Origin of the sequence: Paenibacillus sp. FSL R7-0312, from assembly GCF_038004445.1 — a bacterium.
Taxonomy (GTDB): Bacteria; Bacillota; Bacilli; order Paenibacillales; family Paenibacillaceae; genus Paenibacillus_AQ.
The window spans coordinates 7297637-7315247 of the sequence record NZ_JBBORE010000001.1 but is presented as its reverse complement, the minus strand read 5'-3'; the positions used below and the strand labels follow the sequence as shown (position 1 = coordinate 7315247).

Below are 17611 nucleotides of genomic sequence, written 5' to 3'. Positions count from 1 at the left end.
TATTTCTATTACCGGAGGATGGAATAGTAGGCGACCGATTCGTCGATTAAGCGGGATAACGTCAACTCACGGAAGCGGCTGTTTACCGGGTATGGAGTAAAGACGGCATGTGAGTTTCCCTGATGCGCATGTTCTCCGTGCCCCGCGGTAACGGGAACCCTGACCTGAAGAATGCCGGATAAGGCGGATTGCAGCAATCCAAGCTGACCTGTTGCCCACTCCTGCTCCTTGCGGCGCAAGGTTACCAATATCTCCTCCACTGTTGAATGGTGAATACATCTCAGAGGAGCCCCCCATCTCGTCAAATCAAAGGATTGTCCACTTCTTGTAATCTCGATCTCGCATGCCCCGTAATGAATTTGTTCTCCCCAAGTGAGCCGCAGCAGCAGATATAATGAACCGGCCCGGACCGGTCTGTCGGCGAACGAAGGAGTGGTATCAAATGCAAAGAGTTCAATCTGTGACAGCTTGTTACTATTCATGGATGCTGCCCTCCTGAAGTTCCATAGGCACTATTGATGTTAAATGATGGGTTTGTTTCACCCGGGCCAGATAACCGGTAAGCTGGGCTTCATTCTCGCAAACGGCCGCATGCTCCAGCCAGATACTATATTTAGTTTTACGGACAACAGACAGATGCAAGGGGAAATTGTCACGGGACCGGAGGACATACCAGCCGCAAGGCATACTTTTCCAGGGTTCCTTGAAGGCTGTCCAAAAAGCCAGCCGCTTGCGCGTCTGCCAGTCACGTTCCTGCTGCTTGACTCGGATGCTAGTGTAAATATTGTACAGCACCTGTTCATTCGAACAAGTGAAGTAGGCTGAGGATCTGCAAAAGTGAAACAGAGTTTCAATCTGGTCTGTCCCAAATCCGTAACCCACAACATACCGTTGCTTGCCCTCTTCGTACCACAGTACCCCAAAGCTCGAAAACTCCAGACTTACCGGATCCAGCATATACGGATGAATGCCCAAATAATAGGTTTTCGCTGTCTGTATCTCTGCCACTCTTCAAGACTCCCTCCTGCTTACAGGAACTCAGCATAGTTGTTAAAGGGAATCATACACGCAGTTCTATTCCTTGTAAAAAGCGCAACCGGCGTTAAAAGTCTGCTATGGCACATATCCCGCCAGAATGTGAATATAATCCTGCTTAATCTTGGTGCCTGCATGTTTTTTCTTCTGTATACGTTAGTTTATTACGTTCTTAACGGGATCTTAACTGATGGCAGAATAGTCTTATAAGTTCTTAATCCCGGGGCAATGTCTATATTCTCCTAATCGGGTGACTTGAAAATTAAGGTTTGATATAGCCGGGTCCATTTACAATGGTAGGGATAGTTACAGCTAATTGAAAATGGACAGGAGCGCGGCCCATGCAATATACCAACCCCGTAATACCCGGATTTCATCCCGATCCCAGCATCTGCCGGGCAGGTGACGATTATTATCTGGTGACCAGCACATTTGAATATTATCCGGGAGTACCCATTTTTCACAGCAGGGATCTTGTTCATTGGCGTCAGATTGGACACTGCCTTACAACGGCCGGACAGCTACCTCTGGAGAATGCAGGGAGCTCCGGCGGAATATACGCCCCGACGCTCCGCTATCAGAACGGCTGGTTCTATATGGTGACAACCAACGTTAGCGGAATGGGCAATTTCTTCGTTAAGACACAGAACCCGGAAGGTCCCTGGTCACAGCCGTACCCGGTTGCGCAGAGCGGCATCGATCCCTCCCTGTTATTCGATGAGGACGGACGCGTCTACTTTCAGTCCGCCCGGGACGGTGAGCAGGGGAACGGTATCTACCAGTGTGAGATTGATATCGATACCGGGTGTATGCTGACAGAGAGTGTGCTGATCTGGAAGGGAACCGGCGGCGCTCATCCCGAAGCTCCGCATGTTTACCGGATTAACAGCTGGTACTATTTGATGATCGCCGAGGGCGGAACGGAATACGGGCATATGGAGACCATCGCGAGAAGCCGCCAGCCTTACGGGCCTTATGAAGCTTGTCCGCATAACCCGATTCTGTCCAACCGCAGTATGCACAGCAGCATACACGCTACGGGTCATGCGGATCTGATTGAAGCACAGGATGGCAGCTGGTGGGCATTTTGCCTGGGGATCAGACCGGTCTCTTATCCGATGGGGCATCATTTGGGCCGGGAAACCTTTCTGGCTCCGGTGACCTGGACGGCTGAAGGCTGGCCGGTGATTGGAAACGGCGGCCACATTGAGCCGGTTATGGACTCGCCGCTGCTGCCGGAAGTTTGCTGGCCGGAGAGGCCTGTGCGGGACCACTTTGACGGCACCGGGCTTGGCCTGGATTGGACTTTTTTGCGCAATCCAACAGAGGGAAGCTGGTCGCTGCTGGAACGGCCGGGGCATTTGGTGCTGCATGGCCACGAGGCCACGCTGAATGAGGCTGCTGCGCCAGCTTTTGTAGGCCGCCGGCTTAGTCACTTCACAGCCAATATAGCCGCAGCGCTGGATTATGAGCCGCAGCATGAAGGAGAAGAAGCCGGGCTTACGGTGTATAAGAATGAGAGGCATCATTATGAGCTGGTCCTCCGCACTGCAAACGGCCGGAGAGTCGCCGTGTTCCGGCGGACGGTCGGTTCGCTTCGGGTGGAGCATGTAGAGGAATGTCCGGCCGGACCGGTTATTCTGAGGATTAAGGCGCTGCCCGGGAGCATAGAAGCCTCGGTTCAAAGCCCGGAGTCCGGGGTGATAGAACTGGGCAGCGGAGAGACACATCATCTCAGCACAGAAATCTCCGGTGGATTCACAGGCGTATTCGTTGCGATGTATGCAACGTCAAGGGCGGGGCTGGCCGCTCCGGCAGCGTACGACTGGTTCGATTATGAGCCGCTGGATCAGCCCGCGGTATAGAGTACGGCGCAGGGGTCCATGCAGACCTGCTGTATGGACCCCTGCAACTGCTGCCCTGGCGGCAGGATCACCCGTCCCCGCTGGAGTTTAAATTATAACTGATTGAGCTTGCTTTCTGGCTCTTCCCCATTTTCTACACGTTTTATATTATTTATGAAGAAATCATATCTTTTTTTATGAAATTTTCGGCCATCAGGCATCCCTGCTGTATGGGGAGTAAGGATCACATTACCCAGCTTCCGGAGCTCACTGTCAATGGGAAGCGGTTCCGATTCAAACACATCCAGGCATGCGCCTGAAATATCCCCGTTTTTTAAGGCATCAATCAAATCTCTTTCATTGACAATCCCGCCGCGGGCTGTATTGATAAAAAGACTGGTATTCTTCATTTTGCTCAATGCCGCTTTGTTGATCAGCTGTTTGGTTTGCGGAGTCAAGGGTACATGTACACTGACTATGTCCGATGTGCTTAGAAGAGTATCGAAATCTGTCATTTTCACAAAACCGTCTGATTGAGGAGCAGCATGTCTAGCATAAGCCAGTACATTCATATCAAAAGCCCCGCAAAACGCAGCTACTTTTTTTCCGATAGCGCCCAAACCGATAATTCCAATCGTTTTGCCGTTCAATTCACTCCCTGCATAGTCCAATTGATGTTCATCCAGCTTGTTTTTCATGAAATTATCAAGAAACGGTATGTTTTTATAATAAGACAATATTAGTGCCATTACGTGCTCGGCCACTGCCTGTGCATTCACTCCTGCAGCATTGGCCACCCAAACGCCGAGCTGTGTACAGGCAGGGATATCTACATTATCAAATCCTGCACCCGTCTGTACCAACTTTAATTTCTTTGCGTTAGAAAGCAGGCTGTGATCCACTTTAATATGTTCAGGGATGAGTACCTGGCAATCTTCAATATGATGCAGCATTTCTTCTCCGGGCGGGACAATTACAACGTTCCAGTCTTGCGGAAAATACCTTACAATATTTGATTTTGCGGTCTCGTTAAAATAGCCAACTATGAGAATCTTCATTACTAAACCACCTTTCATATTTTTAAACATACTGAATAATTTTGTAAAACTCAAATATTACTGCTGACTGCGGTAAGCCTTCGGGGACCTGCCATACGTTTTTTTGAAGAGGCGGGTGAAGTAGTTGCTGTCATTAAATCCGCAGCTATAGGAGATTTCGGTTATGGGTTGTCTGGTTTGCTTGAGCAGTGAGCAGGCCTGTTCCAGCCGGAGGCGCTGAATATAAGCAATCGGTGTAGTCTGATAATACGCCTGGAAGATCCGGTTCAAATGCCGGACAGAGATATCTGATTTGGCGGCAATGGTATCAAGGGTCACCGGTTCATGATAGTGATCCTCAATATAGGAGATCGCACTGGCGAGGTGCATCAGGCTGTTGTCCACGCCCTTCTCCTGAGTATCATAATGTCTGGACAGATAGACGACAAGCTCCATGAATCTGGAGGCGAGCATAGTCTGATAGCCGTGGTGCTTCTGCTCATATTCGCTAATCATGCCGGCCACAAGCGATGAGACATACTCCAGGCTGACGATGGGGAGGTTCATTTTGCTTTTATAGGCGTTAATGCTGCGGTAAAAGGGTTCTAAGACAAACAGCGCCTGATAGCCGTTCAGCGTTCTTAAGTCCGGTCCGGCCAGCTTGAGCATATCGGCTTTGTACATAATGTTGCAGATCTTGAAATCATACGGGTCCTTATAGGCATGCGGAGTACCGCCGTTAATGACGAATACATTGCCTTTTTTGATAAAGGCTTCCTCATCATTGACGATATGCGAAGCATGCCCTTTCAGCACAATAACAAGCTCCGAGAAATCCGCATGCATATGCAGATCCATATCTTCCTCATGGCCGCCGTATTGAATAAAGAACGGGAAATGCTCATCGGTCGTGAACCAGTTCAAATATACATTGCTCATAAAGCTCCCACCTCTGAAATACGTGTTTGTCTATATAATGCTAGTCTGCGACTCGAAAATCAAGGTTATCCGCCAACATCGGCGCTAAAATGAGACTGTAAACGCATTCAACAAAAGGGGATGAGAGAGATGAAAGCAATACTTTCAAGAAAACTAGGCACAGCGCTTCTGACAGGCTCACTGCTTATTTCGGCAGGCTGCAGCAGCAATGCGGGCAATAACGCCGGGAATGCTGCGAACGGGAATACCAGCGGAAACGATACAGATCCGGTCACCTTTACTTTTTTTGGTGCCGATGCCAGTCCGAACTGGAACAAGATGCAGGATGATATCGGCAAAGAGATTACCGCCAAGACAGGGGTTACCCTGAATGCGGAATTCGATGTCGGCAGCGGCGGCGGTCAGGACAAAATTTCAATGATGGCAGCCAGCGGGGATTATCCCGAACTCATCTATGCCAAAGGCGAGCTGGGCAAGCTGGTGGATGCGGAAGCCGTCCTTGATCTGACCGACCTGATCGACAAATACGCGCCTAATATCAAAAAAGTCATGGGCGATAATATGAACCGGATGAAATACAGTAACGACAATCAGGCCATTTACTCGATCCCGACCAATGTCGGTGTGGATAACCAGAATTTTGATGCAACCAACGGCTTTCAGATTCAGCACCGCGTATTGAAGGAGCTTGGCTATCCGGAGGTCAGAACGGTGCAGGATTATGAAAAGGTGCTTAAGGAATATGCGGCCAAGCATCCGACCACGGACGGGCAGCCGACGATCCCGATGACGGTGAACGCAGACGGCTGGAAGGTTATGATTACCGTCACCAATCAGGGGGATATCACTACAGGCGGAACCAATGACGGCGAATATTATGTGAATCCGGAAACGTACGAGACGATGCTGCATTATAAGAAACCGGAGGAGAAGGAGTACTTCCGCTGGCTGAACCATATGTATAATGAAGGGCTGCTCGATAAGGACTCTTTTGTCCAGAAGGATGATCAATACAAAGCCAAAATCGCCAGCGGCCGGGTCCTGGGTCTAACCTCTGTAGAATGGGAGTATCAGGATGCGGAGAATGCCCTCAAAGCAGCCGGTAAAGATGAATATACGTATGCGCATTTCCCGGTGACGCTGGGTGAGGAGTATAAGGATCATGCGATGCAGTCGGTCGGAGTGGACGGCTATGGCATCAGCATCACCACTGCCTGCAAGGATCCGGTCCGTGCGATCAAATTCCTGGACTGGCTGTCCTCGGAAGAAGGCCAGGTGCTGAGAAACTGGGGCATAGAAGGCAAACAATACAATACGGACAATGGACAACGTGTCATTCCTGCTGATATTCTCGACCAGAAGGTTAACGATGCTGCGAATTTCACCAAGAATACAGGGATTGGCCTATACTCCATCCTGGGTGTCCGCTACGGTGACGGGGTGAAGGATTCCACGGATAATTACTATACCACGAACTTCCCGGAACAGATCCTGGCCGAATATTCGGATGCAGAGAAGGAGAGCCTGGCCGCTTATAAAGCGACAACCTGGAAGGATCTCTTCCCTGCGGAGGATGAATTCCCGGTCAAGGAGTGGGGTGCGCTGTACAACATGCCGGTGCCAACTGATGGAGACTATCAGGTCATCTATCAAAAAACACAGGATATTGTCCACAAGCGCATACCGGAAGCCATCCTCGCCAGCACAGCCGATTTCGATAAAATCTACGATGATTTCATTGCCGAACTGAACAAAGCCGGTGCTGAGAAGATGGAGAAGGAATATACCGAGCTGGTAAAAGCGAGAGTATCGCTGTTCACCGGGAAGGATGTTGAGTAAACGGAGGGGGAGGAAAGCTCTGCAGAGTGCAGGGCTTTTTTGCATGGTGTTAAGGCGGATCAGCCCTTCGGAATATTGCGGTAACTGGAGGGCGAGAAGCCGGACATTTTCTTGAACAGCCGGGAGAAATAATAGGGATCGTTAATGCCTACGGCCGAGCTGACTTCCTTAATGCTGAGCTCGGTAAGATCGAGCAGATGACCTGCCCGCTGGATCTTGAGCCGCAGGAAATATTCAATCGGAGAGACTCCGGTTTCAGAATTAAACAAATAGATCAGATGCTGTTTCGATACCCCTACATGATTAGCCAGCTCAATGAGTGAAATAGAGCCGTCCATATGTCCATTCATGTATTGAACCGCCTGCTCCAGATAAGTTTCGCGTTTCTTCTCTTGTGCGGATTTCCCGGCGCTCAGGCCAATTCCGGAGAGCAGCTGCCTTACGGTCTGCGCAACATGTATATGTGTAGTCAGGGCATAAGTCCGCTCGGCCAGCATCTCAAAGGCAGGGACGAACCATTCAATTAAACGGGCTTTACCGCTTGGTGATAATGAGAAGGGAGCATTAGATAAACCGAACAGCTGCACCAGTCTATTTGCGTGGCTTCCTTTGAAATGAAACCAGTAGATGCTCCATGGGTTCTCTTGCATTGCTCCATACCTGTGTGCAGTTTCGGGAGGGATAATCATCATATCTCCCTGCTGGAGGTGCATGCGTTCTCCATGATTCAGCTCGATCCAGCCCGCTCCGGCTTCGCAAAAGATAAAGATATGCGACGGGCTGCCTTCCAGGCGTTCCCTGAAATGATACTGGGCGTTAGGGAAATAACCGATGTCCGTAATAAACAAGGAAGCAGTCAGCTCCTCCTGTTCCAGCTCCTTCATCCAGTATTCCGGAAGCACATATAGCTTCTCCTCGACAAACCCTTCAGGCTTGCGAATATGGTCATGACTCATTTCTGCTGCCCCCCTAATAAATACTATATAGATTGAATGAACTAGTGGTTTTATAAATGGGAAAAAGTGACGGAGGAAAAGTTTGGAACTGTAGGAGCGATAGCGACCGCCTTTGTCACCGGATTTCAACCGCGAAAAGCGGCAATAATCAAGAAATCTGGTGACAACAGCGGCCGGAAGTCCAAACATTTTCCGCAGTCGCGACCCTTGCCCATTATAAATAAAGTAGTGTTCAATCTATATAGAATAAGAATATAATCCATCACTTCCCGCATTTCGTCAATTGGAACCTTCCTCGCCAGACGCTAAAGTATAACTATCAAGACTAGGGAGGCAGTTTAAGCATGAAGCAAGAAGCTGTAGGGCATACATTGGAGGCAGCTCCAGCCGGATCTGGCCAAATCCAAGTTAAGGTGTGGGGGACAAGCGTGTTGATTCCTACGTATGAGGCGGGAGAAGCTGACCCCAATCCTATGTTTCTGGAGAAAAGAGTCTATCAGGGAAGCTCCGGCCGCGTGTATCCCCACCCGGTAATCGAGTCCATCTCGGATGTGAAGTCCGATAAAAACTACAAGCTGGTGATCCTGGAGAATGAATATATCCGGATTGAAATCATGCCGGAGATCGGCGGCAGAATCTACCGGGCACTCGACAAGACCAATAATTACGACTTCGTCTACTATAACCGGGTCATCAAGCCGGCACTGGTGGGTCTGGCCGGACCGTGGATTTCCGGGGGGATTGAATTCAACTGGCCGCAGCATCACCGCCCGAATACCTTCGGTCCGGTAGAATACCGGTATGGGCAAACCGAAGATGGAAGCGCTACAGTATGGGTCAGTGAAATTGACCGGATGTACGGCACCAAGGTTACCGCCGCCTTCAAGCTGTATCCGGGCAAAGCTTATCTGGAGATTAATGCTCAAGTTTACAACCGGACATCTGAGCCGCAGACCTTCCTGTGGTGGGCGAATCCGGCGGTGGCGGTCAATGATCATACGCAATCGGTGTTTCCTCCGGATGTAACTGCCGTATTCGACCACGGCAAGCGCGATGTATCCCGTTTCCCGATCGCGACCGGAACCTACTACAAACAGGATTATTCGGAAGGTGTAGATATTTCCCGCTACAAGAATATCCCGGTTCCGACTTCTTATATGGCTTATAAATCCGATTATAACTTCGTCGGCGGCTATGATCACGGCGTAGAAGCTGGGCTGCTGCATGTGGCGAATCATCATGTTTCGCCTGGCAAGAAGCAATGGACCTGGGGCAATGGAGAGTTCGGCCAGGCGTGGGACCGTCAGTTGACCGATGAGGATGGCCCGTACATTGAGCTTATGACTGGCGTATACACGGACAACCAGCCTGACTTTACCTGGCTGCAGCCTTATGAGGAGAAGACCTTCACGCAATATTTCATGCCTTACAAGCAAATTGGGGTCGTGAAAAATGCTTCAATTGAAGCAGCTGTCAATTTGGAAATTGATGTTGAATCCGGTCAGGCCTTGGTTAAGGTGTATGCGACCTCGAAGCTGGAGCAGGCAGTTGTAGAACTGAGCGGGGGAGCCAACTGCTACCTGCGTGAGACGGTAGATGTGTCCCCGGTGGATGTGTATCAGACAGTTATAACACTGGAGAACGGTGAGCAGGAGCATGACTTGAAGCTGTCTGTCCGGAATGCGGAAGGCAGACTGCTTATCGCCTATCAGCCGAAACGTCCTGAGATTGAGCGTATCCCCGATGCTGCCAAGCCGCTCGCGGCGCCGGAAGAGCTGCGTTCAGCAGAGGAGCTGTATCTGGCAGGCCAGCATCTGGAACAATACCGGCACGCTACGTTCGAGCCGGAAGCCTACTATCTGGAAGGCTTAAAGCGGGACAGCGGAGATATCCGGCTGAATGTTGCATATGGAATCCTGCTGATGCGCCGCGGACTTTACAAGGACGGTGAGCAGCATTTCCGCAAAGCGATCGAGCGGTTGACCTGGCGGAACCCTAACCCTTATGACAGCGAGGCTTACTATCAGCTGGGTGTCGCACTTCGCGGCCAGAACCGTCTGGACGAAGCCTATACTGCTTTTCACAAATCAGTCTGGTCGGCAGCCTGGCAGGATGCAGGTTACTTCTCTCTGGCGCAAATTTCCAGTCACAAGGGAGAGTACGCGGAAGCGCTTGACCAGGCGGAACGTTCGCTGATCCGCAATTCACGCAATTACAAAGCCCGTAATCTGAAGGCAGCTATGCTCCGCAAGCTTGGACTATTGGAGCAGGCCAAGGCATTCGCTATGGAAACTATGGGTCTGGATATCGCTGATTTCGGAGCCTATAACGAGCTGGCGCTTGCACTACGTGCACTGGAAGACACTGCTGGTGCTGAAAAGGTTCTGTCCGAACTGCATCTGCTTATGCGCAGTGACGCATACAACTATCTCAATCTGATCTCGGACTATATGGGCTGCGGCCTGCTGCCAGAAGCCATTGAGATTGGCGAAAGAGCTGTTCCTGCCGGAAGCTCCGTGTATCCGGTGCTGCATTACGCTCTTGGAGAGCTGTATGCACGTACAGGTCAGCTTCAGAAGGCGGAAGAGCAGCGCAGTGCCGGCCAGTCTGCTGACCCGGCCTATTGCTTCCCTAATACCTTATTTGAGCTTGCCCTGCTGGAGAGCACTGTCGAGGCCAGTCCGGAAGATGACAAGGCGTATTACTATCTGGGCAACTTCTTTTATGATAAAAAACGTCCGGAGGAGGCCATCGCAAGCTGGGAGCGTTCACGGGAGCTTCGCGGAGATTACGCAACGGTTCACCGTAACCTAGGACTCGCCTATTTCAACAAGCAGGATAACCCGCAGGCGGCCATGGCTTCGCTTAAGCAAGCCTACGCCTGCTCACCGGAAGATGTGCGGATTCTGTTTGAACTGGACCAGCTCCGCAAGAAGCTGGCCTGGACCTCAGCGGAGCGCCTCGCCCTTCTTGAAGCGAAGCGCGGCCAGGTGGAGCGGCGTGATGATCTTTTCGTCGAATATGTTACGCTGCTTAACAATCTTGAACGGTATGACGAAGCTCTCGCAGGCTTAAGCTCACGGAATTTCCACCCTTGGGAAGGAGGGGAAGGCAAAGTAACCGGACAATACCAATTCGCCCATACGGAGCTTGGTAAACAGCATCTGCAGGCTGGACGTTACGAAGAAGCGGTTGTCCGCTTCAAGCAGGCTCTTGTCTATCCGCTGAATCTGGGTGAAGGCAGGCTGGAGGGTGCCCAGGAGAACAATATCTACTATTACCTCGGGCTGGCCTACGAAGCTCTGCAGCAGCAACAAGAAGCCATCGCCAGTTATGCCATAGCTTCACAGGGGCTGGATGAACCGGCAAGCGCGATGTTCTACAACGATCAGCCGCCGGACATGATTTTCTATCAGGGGCTGGCGTGGCTGAAGCTGCATAATGAGAAGGAAGCCAAACGCCGCTTCAATAAACTGATTGATTATGCGGAGAAGCATATATTTGATGAGATCAAGATGGACTACTTTGCGGTGTCGCTGCCGGATTTCCTGGTGTTTGAGGATAACCTGGACCGCCGCAACGTGATTCACTGCCGGTATATGCGCGGACTGGGATTGCTTGGACTCGGACGTACCTCAGAAGCTGCTAAGGAACTGGAAACGGCTCTATCTATGGAGCCTAATCATCAAGGTGCGATGATTCACCGCCGCTTATGTGTACAGAAGTGAAGGGTCAGATCGGGTTAGAATACACAGGTGAAAGGACGTGGGTATCTTGATCAATGAAGGACGTTACACTACCAGACTGGAAGAGGGCTGGAAGTTCCAGCCCGGCCCTGTAATCCGAGGCGAGCAGGAAGGATGGCAGGCTTCAGGCTTGCCGTCCCCGGTTACGGTCTCCGTGCCGCATACATGGAATGTACAGGACGGTCTTGAGGATTACCGCGGGGCAGGCTGGTATGAACAAATGTTAACAGTTCCTGACGAGTGGAAGGATTGCCGGATACGGCTTTCCTTTGAAGGGGCTTACCGCGATACGGATATCTGGGTGAATGGTGTAAAGGCAGGCTGCCACTACAATTCCGGCTATACCCCATTTGAAGCAGATCTGACTCCATATATTCATGCGGGAGGCGGGAACCGGCTTGTGATTCGAGTGGACAACAGCAACAGTGACGTGGCCTTGCCTCAAGGCAACAGCTTTGACTGGGCCGATGACGGCGGGCTGATCCGGCCGGTAACGCTTGTTGTCACAGGATTGGCGTCCATTCAGCAGTTCAAGGTGGAACCGCTGGTCATCTTCGCTGACCAAGGCGGAAATACAGGCGGCAGACTATCCGCCGCTATTAAGCTTTGCGAACCATCCGCTGACGCGCTCAGTGCAGACATTGCCGACTACCGCAATGAAGTGCGGATTTGGCAGGGGACGGAAGAAATCACAGGCGGGGCCTTATCCTGGAGTTTCACAGACATCCTGCTGCCGGAGGTTGATTTGTGGCATTTTGACCATCCGGATTTATATGAGCTTGAGATTGTACTGCGCACCGGGGATCAGGTCCAGGACCGGGTAGTCCGCCCGTTTGGCTTCCGGGAGATTGTTGTTAAGGGACATGAGCTGTGGCTGAACCGCGAACCGGTCCGGCTGATGGGTGTGGAGTGGATGCCTGGCTCGAATCCGGCGACTGGAATGGCCGAGAAGCAGGCAGATCTGATTGCGATGCTTGAGCGGTTGAAGGAAGCGAACTGTGTCATTACACGATTCCACTGGCAGCAGGGAAATGATTTGCTGGACTGGTGTGACCGTAATGGCCTGCTGGTTCAGGAGGAAATTCCGCATTGGCAGCAGCCTTCAGAGCCGGGGAAGGACACCTTCGTGCTTGCCCTGTCTCAAGCCAGGGAGATGATTGATAGTCATGCGCATCATCCCTGTATCTTTGCCTGGGGAATGGGGAATGAGCTGGATGGCCAGTCTGCAGTGACTCTGCGTTATATGGAGCAGCTGAAGGCGGAGCTTCTGCAGCTCGACCCGAGCAGGCTGATTAATTATGTAAGCAACAGTGTTCTCTATCAGCCTGACAGGGATGCGACTGGTGCTGGAGATCTGCTGATGTGGAACGAATACATCGGATCATGGCATGGTGATTTGGATGAGCATAAGGTCATCCGGCAGATTATTGCCGATTACCCTGAGAAGCCTATTGTTGTGGCAGAATATGGGCTTTGTGAGCCGGTGTTTGAAGGCGGGGACGCCAGAAGAGCCCGGTTGCTTATCGAAAAAACAGAAATCTACCGCCAGTATCCCCAGTTCGCAGCGCTGATCTTCTTCAGCCTAAATGATTACCGTACGCAAATGGGCGAAGAGGGTGAAGGGAAGCTGAAGCAGCGGGTTCATGGTTCTGTAGACATTTATAACCGGGTGAAGCCGTCGTTTGCTGTCTTGCGCGAGATTTCTTCCCCCCTCTTGCTGGCAGAAGCCCCTGTATGGCACGAAGGGGGGCTTGAGGTGAGTCTCAAATGCCGGAAGGATATTCCCAGCTATGCCGCGCGGGGTTATTACTTAACGGTGTCCTCAGCAGGCGCGGAAGGAACCAGACTGGTAATTCCAGCTATGCAGCCGGGAGATATCCTGAACTTGAACATCCCTGTGCAACCAGCGCCGGGACAGCAGCAAGTGCTCACCGTGTATCGGCCTAACGGGTACAGTGTAGTTGAACGGGAATTGAACTAAGGAGAGACAGACCTTTATGAAGAACTACCCGATCAAAGTAAACGATGATAAAAAGAATATATTCTCAGGTCACATTAAGCTTGGCGGTGTGAACCCTTCGGGCGAACGGATCAGCTTTACGAACTATTATATGGAGAAGAACGGGGAGCCGTTTTTTGGCGTGTGCGGTGAATTCCATTTCTCCCGTTATGATGAGCTGTACTGGGAAGATGAGATTATTAAGATGAAGATGGGTGGCGTTAACATCGTCACGACTTATATTTTCTGGAATCTGCATGAAGAAATCGAAGGCGTATATGAATGGTCAGGCAATAAAAACTTGCGCCGGTTCATTCAGCTATGTGATAAGCATGAGCTGTATGTCATGATCCGTATCGGCCCTTTCTGTCACGGGGAAATGCGAAGCGGCGGGATGCCGGACTGGCTGTTCGGCCGCCCGTTCGAGGTCCGCTCCAATGATGAGGGGTATCTGGCCTATGTACGGAGGCTATATGCAGAAATCGGTTTGCAGGTTCAGGGCTTGCTGTATAAAGACGGAGGCCCGATTATCGGTACCCAAATCGAGAACGAGCATAACCATTCCTCGGCGCAGTGGGGCCTTACCACCGGCATTAACAATATGTGGCTGAACGGCGGCAGCGGCGGTAATGAGCATATGCTGCTGCTGAGAGACATGGCCATTGAGGCAGGAATAGATACGCCTATCTATACTTGCACTGGCTGGGGCGGCGCTACGACACCAGTACCGGATATGCTCCCGTTATGGGGCGGTTATGCCTACTGGCCATGGATTTACTATGAGACAGACCGCTTCGACGGCATTAAGGAGCATCCGGCAACGCCCGAGTATATTTTCCGCGACAAACATAATAATGACCTTCCGGTGAGCTATAATTTCGAACCGTTCTACCAGCCGGAGGATTATCCGTATGCCTGCTGTGAAATGGGCGGCGGGATGGTCCAGTTCTATAAATACCGGTTCGAGTTTCCGTATAACAGTGTTCCGGCCATGTCTGTCATGAAGACGGCGGAGGGCTGCAATATGCTCGGATACTATATGTATCACGGGGGAAGCAATCCTAAGGGCAAGGTTAACCCCTACACGAATGATCTGGCGACGCCTAAGATCTCCTATGACTTTAACGCGATGATCGGCGAATTCGGGCAGGTGCGTGAATCGTATAAACGGACGAAGCTGCAGCATTATTTGTTCACAGAGTTCCAGCATCAGTTCGCTTTGACCAAGACGATCCTGCCGGGTGACACCTCGGAGAATGATCCGTATGATGTGAGCGAATTACGCTATGCTGTACGTTCGCACGAGGGATCAGGCTTCCTGTTCCTGAATAATTTCCAGGATCATGCGGAGAATCACGATCTGCAGGATATGAACGTCAGCATCGAGCTTCCCGGCGAGACGCTTACGATTCCGGCTCAAGGAGAGCTGACACTGGGCAGCGGGAGCTTTGCGATTCTGCCGTATAACTTCGATCTGGCCGGAATTACGCTGAAATATGCAACCGCGCAGCTGATCACGAAGCTGGACGTAGCGGATGAGGTGTATTACTTCTTCTTTGTGCCGGAAGGCATGAAGGGGAGTTATGCGCTGCACTCAGCCGATGTGGCGGGTATTGAGACCGAAGGCGGTCATACCAGGCAGCTTGAGGATATGACGATCATTGAAGTTGAAGAGCAGACTTCGGGCATCGTGCGCCTCGTCTCCGCAGCAGGCAAGAAAGTTATCATCTACACCATGACGGACGAGCAGAGCCTCGGCTTCTGGAAAACCGAAGTCCGCGGGAAGCAGCGTGTCCTGTTCACAGACGCCAATCTGCTGGTAGCTGGGGATGAAATTAAGCTGGAATCGACAGACAGGGAGGAAGTTACGCTAAGCGTATTCCCTGATTTTGAAGCGGGGTTAGGTTCGGTATCGGGCGGAGAGCTGGCGGCAACTTCCGATGGCGGTTTATTTACAACCTACAAGCTGCTTATCCCCGGGAGAGAGATCGCTTTTACATGGACGAAGGTCAAGGATGAACGGGCGGTTCTTGAATTCGCATCCGGCTCTCTGGACGGTGTGAAAGAAGCCTTGCTGCAAATCGATTATTCCGGTGATATCGGCTACGCCTTCATTGACGGAGATCTCATTAACGATAACTTCTGCAACAACACGACCTGGGAAATCGGACTCAAGCGGTTCGAAGAGCGGCTGTACGACAAGGGGATGTACCTCTATGCATCACCGATCCGCAAAGGGACTGTCGTGAACAGTAATACGACGATGGCAGGCTGGAATGAGACCGCTGCTGAGCTGATTGCCGATATAGCTTCGGTCCGCGCTGTGCCTGTATATGAGATTGTGATCAGATAACATAAGGAGGGAGTAACAACTATGGATTCTGTATTTGAACATTTGCCGCGCAAACTAACCATTACGATGTGGGATTTCTCCTGGTATACGATGACCCTGCCCGGCGAGCCTTACCACGATTTGGCCGCACGCTTCCAGGAAGCAGTGGATAGAGGCTACAATACGGTCCGGATCTGTGCGATGCCGTTCTTATTGTTCACGGCGGAAGGTAAACGGCCGGGCCCGTTACATTTCGGCAGCCTCGGAGAAGTCGGGCAGCGGACCCGCTGGTATAATTGCCGCGGCGGTGCCGAGCTGGACGGGCACGCCCACCTGCTGGAGCTGTTCAGGCAGGCCAAGGCACATGGCGTCTACATCATGCTGTCTTCCTGGGAATACCAGCAGAGTCCGAGCTTCCTGGCGTATCCCGCGCTGCGCGACGAACTGGCCGCTATCGCTCCTAAGGATCGCTTTATGGCAATCGCCAGATCCATGGATCAGCTCATCTTGTTGGTTAAAGAAGAAGGCTTCGCCAGTCAGATCGTCTATGCCGAGCTGCATAACGAGGTGGAATTCGGACAGCTTACCGCTGTCGGCGTGGAGCGGGGGATCGGAGAGACGGATACGCCTAAGCTGGTGGAAGCGATGCAGCCATACATAGAAGAAGCGGTGGATTATCTCCGGGCGCAGCATCCCGACATCCTGATGACGGCCAGCTATACGCTGAATGAAGCCTATCCGAAGGCTTATGTGGCCCGCAATATGCAGGTCGCCCATTATCATCTCTATATTAAAGGCGTATTAAATGAACTCATGGATGCAGCCGGATTAAATGATGAACAAATGTCATTTCCGAATGCCTTTGTCCGGACTTTATTAAGAGAGGATGCTCCACCCTTTGAGAAGTGGACACTGCCGGCAGGGCAGGAATGGCGGATGGAGGGCAATCCGGTCGGGATGAAGCTCATCTACCTGCATGATTGGGCCGATCCGGACCGGTGGGACCTCTATTTATATGACCGTTACGGTGCCCATAAGCTGGCAATGCTGCAAAAAGCGGATATGCGTCTGGAGGAAGCCCATGAGTGGGCCACGCATTCCGGCATACCGGTCGTTATCGGTGAAGGTTATGTCGGTTATACCCCGCTGCATGCAGGCTTCGAGGAAGGACCGGTCGGCAAATTCATTGCCGAGTATTCGCTGCACAAAGGTATGGCGCTGGGCTTCTGGGGAATGACGTTATGCTCCAACTGTGCACCGCATCATCCATTCTGGAACGACATCGCCTGGCAGCAGAAGTGGAACCGGTTCATTCTTGAGGCGGAATAGCTGCAGCGTATGGGCAGCCCTGACTGGTACGGTAACGCATTCTTACGGGCAGCCTGTCACTGGCAGGGCAATTTGCTCCATGGTATATTGAGTGTAATAAACAACGGTCTGTTCCAGTATGAATAACAGGAGGGAGACTAGATGTTAGAGCGTTCCTGCCGGAAGTCAACTGACCTTCCTTACTCTATATATCTGAAGCGCGTTTATGAGCCGGCGGCTCCGGAGGACGGGTACCGGATACTGGTGGACAGGCTATGGCCCAGGGGAATTACGAAACAGCAGGCTGCCATAGACGAGTGGATGAAGGAGCTTGCTCCGAGCCCCGGGCTGCGCCAATGGTTCGGCCATATTCCAGAGCGGTTTGCAGCATTCAGTGACAGCTATATCCGGGAGCTGGAGGAAGATCCGGCGCGCGGGAGACTTGCTGCGGAGATCGCAGAATTAGCGCTGGGGCAGGACGTTACACTGGTATATGCCGCGAAGGACCCTATACACAATCATGCGCAGGTACTATATAAATGGCTTCTTTCCCGATAAAAAGCACACGAACCTCCC

General features: G+C 51.6%; 12 protein-coding genes. 7 read left to right on the top strand and 5 right to left on the bottom strand.

What is annotated here, in order from left to right; all coding sequences use genetic code 11:
- Positions 1-8 precede the first annotated feature (8 nt).
- Together MKX70_RS31565 and MKX70_RS31560 are read right to left on the bottom strand one after the other, a co-directional pair.
- Positions 9-482: a hypothetical protein gene (locus MKX70_RS31565; RefSeq protein WP_042233644.1), complete on the bottom strand. Its 474-nt coding sequence runs from the start codon at positions 480-482 to the stop codon at positions 9-11.
- Positions 475-1008 (bottom strand): hypothetical protein, encoded by a 534-nt coding sequence (locus MKX70_RS31560; protein ID WP_042233646.1) that lies wholly within the window; start codon positions 1006-1008, stop codon positions 475-477. The genes MKX70_RS31565 and MKX70_RS31560 overlap by 8 nt, the downstream gene beginning before the upstream one ends.
- A 368-nt stretch (positions 1009-1376) precedes the next feature.
- Here MKX70_RS31560 and MKX70_RS31555 point away from each other — a divergent pair, with 368 nt between their 5' ends.
- Positions 1377-2900: a glycoside hydrolase family 43 protein gene (locus MKX70_RS31555; RefSeq protein WP_042233648.1), complete on the top strand. Its 1524-nt coding sequence runs from the start codon at positions 1377-1379 to the stop codon at positions 2898-2900.
- A gap of 92 nt (positions 2901-2992) precedes the next feature.
- Here MKX70_RS31555 and MKX70_RS31550 read toward each other — a convergent pair whose 3' ends face one another.
- Positions 2993-3937: an NAD(P)-dependent oxidoreductase gene (locus MKX70_RS31550; RefSeq protein ID WP_042233650.1), complete on the bottom strand. Its 945-nt coding sequence runs from the start codon at positions 3935-3937 to the stop codon at positions 2993-2995.
- A gap of 57 nt (positions 3938-3994) precedes the next feature.
- Entirely contained in the window at positions 3995-4855 is an 861-nt protein-coding gene (locus MKX70_RS31545) for a helix-turn-helix domain-containing protein (RefSeq protein ID WP_042233652.1), read from the bottom strand.
- 129 nt (positions 4856-4984) lie between these two features.
- Between MKX70_RS31545 and MKX70_RS31540 the strand changes: the two genes are divergently transcribed.
- Positions 4985-6694, top strand: a complete 1710-nt coding sequence (locus MKX70_RS31540) for an ABC transporter substrate-binding protein (RefSeq protein ID WP_340789482.1) — start codon at positions 4985-4987, stop codon at positions 6692-6694.
- A gap of 59 nt (positions 6695-6753) precedes the next feature.
- Here MKX70_RS31540 and MKX70_RS31535 read toward each other — a convergent pair whose 3' ends face one another.
- On the bottom strand, positions 6754-7650 hold the full coding sequence (locus tag MKX70_RS31535) for an AraC family transcriptional regulator (protein ID WP_042233657.1): 897 nt from the start codon (positions 7648-7650) through the stop codon (positions 6754-6756).
- A gap of 344 nt (positions 7651-7994) precedes the next feature.
- On the opposite strand from MKX70_RS31535, the gene MKX70_RS31530 reads away from it, so the two are divergent.
- The 5 genes from MKX70_RS31530 (at position 7995) to MKX70_RS31510 (ending at position 17593) form a co-directional block, all read left to right on the top strand.
- The gene (locus MKX70_RS31530) at positions 7995-11378 is read left to right on the top strand and encodes a tetratricopeptide repeat protein (protein WP_042233659.1); all 3384 of its coding nucleotides are present in this window, start codon (positions 7995-7997) and stop codon (positions 11376-11378) included.
- 37 nt (positions 11379-11415) lie between these two features.
- Positions 11416-13377: a glycoside hydrolase family 2 protein gene (locus MKX70_RS31525; protein ID WP_042233661.1), complete on the top strand. Its 1962-nt coding sequence runs from the start codon at positions 11416-11418 to the stop codon at positions 13375-13377.
- Between the two features lie 16 nt (positions 13378-13393).
- Complete coding sequence (locus MKX70_RS31520) at positions 13394-15748, top strand: beta-galactosidase (RefSeq protein ID WP_042233663.1); 2355 nt, start codon at positions 13394-13396, stop codon at positions 15746-15748.
- A gap of 21 nt (positions 15749-15769) precedes the next feature.
- The gene (locus MKX70_RS31515; protein ID WP_042233665.1) at positions 15770-17056 is read left to right on the top strand and encodes a cellulase-like family protein; all 1287 of its coding nucleotides are present in this window, start codon (positions 15770-15772) and stop codon (positions 17054-17056) included.
- Positions 17057-17197: 141 nt separating this feature from the next.
- Entirely contained in the window at positions 17198-17593 is a 396-nt protein-coding gene (locus tag MKX70_RS31510) for a DUF488 domain-containing protein (RefSeq protein ID WP_042233667.1), read from the top strand.
- Positions 17594-17611 lie beyond the last annotated feature (18 nt).